Consider the following 4,290-nt stretch of genomic DNA (forward strand, 5'->3'; position numbering starts at 1 on the left):
GACGGATAATTTTAAGTCGAAATTAACTTTTTCGTAGTCTTTTTTTCGACAGGGTTGAGTCTTGAGTTTTGTCATTGTTTCCGTTTTATTGGTTAATTTTTAGTCAACCGATTTTAGGAAATGACAGTTCTATCTCTTGCATCTAAATATGTGGCGTTACCTGTAAGACGATTAACAAATGCTCCGTATGCAATTCGACTAGCAGCGTCTCTTCCGATTCCGGTAACAGCAAATGGTGTACCTACATCATTTATTCCTGTTCCACCGTCACAAAGCAAAAAATACCAAAACCACAATACTCCTGCATTTGCATGCCTAACTCCGCTTGTACTCCAGTATAAGCCACAGTAAGTATCAGGGCATTGTGACGCATTAGGATTAGATAAAGTTTTTGTCACGGTAGGATGTATTTCTTCTCCTATTGTCCAGTCAGAATTTCCATTAGGATTCACAGTAAGGTCTATTGTAGCTCCCATAATATCACAAAATCCTTCATTTAATGCACTTGACTCATCGGTGCCATTATGTAATCCCGAAGAGTATAATAATACTGCATGACTAAACTCATGCCCCATAACTGCTAATGTATAATAACGTCCAATTGTACCATTACCTCTTCCAAATCCAAAAATATCCCCAATTCCAGTACCAGGACTATAATAACCTGCTGGCCCATCTTCTACGAAAGTATTTATTCTTCCGTGTGTACCATCAAAACTATTTCTCCCAAATCTGTTTAAGTAAAAATCATATACTTGTTCCATACCCCAGTGTGCATCAGTTCCGTTCTCAGTACCAAAAACAGGAGGAGGATTGAAATTGTTAGATAAAGGGAAATTAACTGTTGAATTTAAAAATGGAATACGATTAAAATATCCTGTCCCATATATATAAAAACTCGTTTCAATATTTCTTGGTTCATCTATAAGTGAAAAAGGTTGGCCAGTGGCAGGTTGGGAGCATCTAATATTTCTATTATTTCCATAGTAAAACGTTTCTGCTGTTCCCGGGAAATCTATTGAATATATTTTATTTTCTTTATATAAAACAATACCATTCATTGCACTAACATAAACATCCTCTACTTTATGTGGCGTAACTGATCTAATATTAAATTTATAACAAAGAATTAAACTACCAGATGCAACATCAGCATTTTCGGGCAAATAAACCAATTCTGCTTTTGGATAATATGTCGCATTGGTGTCTCCCGTTATGATTTTCAAATCTTCTTCTAATGCCGATACCTGCCACATATAAACCATAGCATTAAAATCAGCTAAAGCAGCAGTTAATGCTGTGCTTTCAGAAATTGTTGGCGAATTTGAATTTACGGCTGCATAAGTTAAATCACCATTCATTGCTCCAACTTCGCCATTAATTGAATGTGCAACATACATTGTGAGTGCTATGGGTATATTGTTATACAACTGCATATATCTATGATGTGTTACACCTATATTATCTGTTTCAACTTTTATTAAGTTGAAACTAATTTCTGATGAAAAATTAAAATTTGTTTCCATCCAATTTATAAAATTTGCTGTGTCAATTTCATTTCCTCCACTCATTTTTACATACGAAGGAGCCAGATTTTTGTGTTTGTAAATAACTGTTTCGGTTCCCGGTATTTGAGCTTTAATTGTAAAGCTAAGTCCTGTAATTATTATTGCAAACAGGGTTGCAATTAAATTTTTCTTTTTCATAAATAATAGGTTTTAATATTGATAATTTAGTTAATTTGTTCTATTCTATAATTAATTTTTCTATTCTGAAATTTTCTTTATTGTATAACTTTACTATATACATACCTTTTGCGAAATTGCCCACATCAATAATTACTTTATCAGTTGCGTAGTTGCAATCTCTTCTTAATATTGCTTTGCCTGTTATATCAATAATTTCAATGTAACCTAACCTTTCTTTATTTTTTATTTCAATCGTAATTAATTCCATTGCAGGATTTGGATACACAGAAACTAAAGGTTTTTTATAATTCTGATTTATGTGTGTTTGCGGGCTTTCCAATCCCATCTCGGTGCAACTTACGGACGAGCAAAAACTTGGGTCTGTCATAGAACATATTTTCATCCAGCCATATAGCGTATCTAATGGGTTAATAATTCTAAAACCTAAATATCCGCAATCAGGCCATTTAATGCCGCTACCATCAATGGTATAATCATACCAGTTGCCAGAATAAGTATATGGAGGATAAGGCGGACCATTCCAACTACTTGTCCGAATTGAGCGAAAATAAATGCCGTTTGGTCCACCTACAAGTGATGTCCAGTTTCCAGTTGCGGAAATTTGATTTCCTAAATTGTATTTCTTAACGCCTTTGTTATCTGTACATATTTGTATATTTTGGTTCAATAAAAACGGGTAGGTTGAATATTCTTCCCCATCGTAAACAATACCTCCCGCAGCTAAAACCAAGTCATTAACTCCATCGTTATTTATATCAACGCTATCAAATTTAACTTGATTGATTGGAGGATAATATACAGCTGCTTGGATACCGGACAAAAGAATTTGCGGATTTTGCCCTGCATTAATTTGAGCAAAAGCACCTATTGCTGCTAAGAGCATAGTTGAGGTAAAAATTAGCTTTTTCATTATTGATTATTTTTTTATTATTTACTATTAATAAATATTTTTTAAAAAGGTAATCATTTCTATTTTATTTGAGAATATTCATTTTATCTTTTATCCCCTTTTTATTCCACTACCAAAGTAAAATCTTAAAAATTTAAAAGTCAAGTGCTTTTTAGAATTCGCCGGAACATTTTTAGTATCCGTATCACTTTATTTAGAATCTGTTAATTTTCTTCTCATTTTAAAATTGAATTTTCAATAAAAAAACGTGAAACGCCACTTAAACTCCGTTGTTGAGGTTCTACTAAAACCCTTGCCACAAAGTAAAGCAACGCTCACGTTCCCGTGAGCGCTTTGCTTACTTCCCCGTGACAATTTGATTAGTAGATTTCAACAACAGGGCTTATTCAGCTTGCGCTATATTTTAATTTGTTTTTTTTAAGTCATAATTTTTTTTATAGTCCCTACAAATGAAAAACTATTTTTTTGAAATTGCAAAATAAATCTTAAGAATTTTGTTGTAATAGTACTTTTTATTAAACATACTCACATTAAACAAACCCGGTTGTACCACGCTCGGCGAAGTCTTATGTGCTGGCTGTATTGTGCGTATGCTGACTTCGTCGTAATTAATTTGATAACCTGTTGTCATTTTTTATTCTTTTACAAAAATATTTTTTTGTGTTATCCGTCAGCTGACGGATAACTTTTACTTACGACGAAGTTACCTCTCACACTTTCCTTCACACAAAACTTCGCCGAGCCGCTTCTTTTTGTTTATTCACTAACTTTACGGCGAGCTGGGATAAATTATTTTAAAATTTTAATTAATTTATTTGTTTCTTATTTTGTAATAAAATTTAATTTTTTAGGATTTTGGCGGCTATCAAAAATATGTAATATAATTATGTTTTTTGGAGTCACTTTAAAAACTATATTATTGTTTTTATCAATAACCGAACGTCTTGAAGTTCTTCCTTTAATTGCAACCGATGTTTCAGGAAATCTTTTTAATCGTGAAATTGTTGAATTTAATAAATATAAAAACTTGTTTATTTCCTTTTCCGTCCAATTTTCTTCAAGGTACTCAATTACTTTAATCAGTGATTTAATCGCTATGGGCGTCCATATAACTTTTCTCATTTCAATTATAAGTATTTTCTAAATTTTTTCATTACTTCTTCATGAGGTATCATCTTGCAATTATTAACTTGCATTTCAGATTCAATAATCTCTTCTTGTATCTTCTTAGGCAAATCGTCCCACCAACTATCTTCAACGTTTTTGAAATTTTCAAGCTTATGAATTAGCTTAGGATTGCGAATATTAGCAATCCAGCTTATCAAATCTACTTTTTTTGTTTCAATATTCATATTTTTCATATATTTTTTATTTACAAATATACAAAATATTTTTATTATTTCAAAGGATGAAATTTATTTATTTATTCTCTCTGTTTATCTATTGGTGTATTCCATCGCACTTGCCTCGCTTTTTATCTTTTCCTGAAAAAATAATTTACAAATTGAAAGCACTGTGAGTGGCTTGTGCGTAAGCTTCCCTCTCGAGAGTAATGGCACTAACATAAGCTATTATTTGTATTTTTTGTATTTTCCTTGTTTAGTGATTCTTGGATATTTTCTCCATTTTTTTCGTTTTGGCAATATCTCCTTTCTTATTAATGCATTCAGT

At 32.0% G+C, this 4,290-nt stretch carries 4 protein-coding genes; all 4 read right to left on the reverse strand.

Annotation, left to right across the window (positions count from 1 at the left end; genetic code table 11):
* Positions 1 to 113: 113 nt before the first annotated feature.
* The 4 genes from WC223_13820 to WC223_13835 all read right to left on the reverse strand — a co-directional run bounded on the left by WC223_13820 (position 114) and on the right by WC223_13835 (position 3,971).
* A complete protein-coding gene (locus tag WC223_13820; protein ID MFA6925319.1) occupies positions 114 to 1,706 on the reverse strand; it encodes a M4 family metallopeptidase in 1,593 nt (530 codons plus the stop codon).
* Between the two features lie 40 nt (positions 1,707 to 1,746).
* The gene (locus WC223_13825) at positions 1,747 to 2,619 is read right to left on the reverse strand and encodes a T9SS type A sorting domain-containing protein (GenBank protein ID MFA6925320.1); all 873 of its coding nucleotides are present in this window, start codon (positions 2,617 to 2,619) and stop codon (positions 1,747 to 1,749) included.
* Positions 2,620 to 3,441: 822 nt separating this feature from the next.
* The gene (locus WC223_13830; protein MFA6925321.1) at positions 3,442 to 3,741 is read right to left on the reverse strand and encodes a type II toxin-antitoxin system RelE/ParE family toxin; all 300 of its coding nucleotides are present in this window, start codon (positions 3,739 to 3,741) and stop codon (positions 3,442 to 3,444) included.
* 5 nt (positions 3,742 to 3,746) lie between these two features.
* A complete protein-coding gene (locus WC223_13835; protein MFA6925322.1) occupies positions 3,747 to 3,971 on the reverse strand; it encodes a hypothetical protein in 225 nt (74 codons plus the stop codon).
* Positions 3,972 to 4,290: the final 319 nt, after the last annotated feature.

The sequence above is a fragment of the Bacteroidales bacterium genome (assembly GCA_041671145.1).
In the GTDB taxonomy this organism is placed as follows: Bacteria; Bacteroidota; Bacteroidia; order Bacteroidales; family JAHJDW01; genus JAQUPB01.

What these genes read in the sequence shown, in the direction of transcription:
- WC223_13820 (MFA6925319.1), bottom strand. Translation starts at nt 1,706, where the DNA reads ATGAAAAAGAAAAATTTAATTGCAACCCTGTTTGCAATAATAATTACA.
- WC223_13825 (MFA6925320.1), bottom strand. Translation starts at nt 2,619, where the DNA reads ATGAAAAAGCTAATTTTTACCTCAACTATGCTCTTAGCAGCAATAGGT.
- WC223_13830 (MFA6925321.1), bottom strand. Translation starts at nt 3,741, where the DNA reads ATGAGAAAAGTTATATGGACGCCCATAGCGATTAAATCACTGATTAAA.
- WC223_13835 (MFA6925322.1), bottom strand. Translation starts at nt 3,971, where the DNA reads ATGAATATTGAAACAAAAAAAGTAGATTTGATAAGCTGGATTGCTAAT.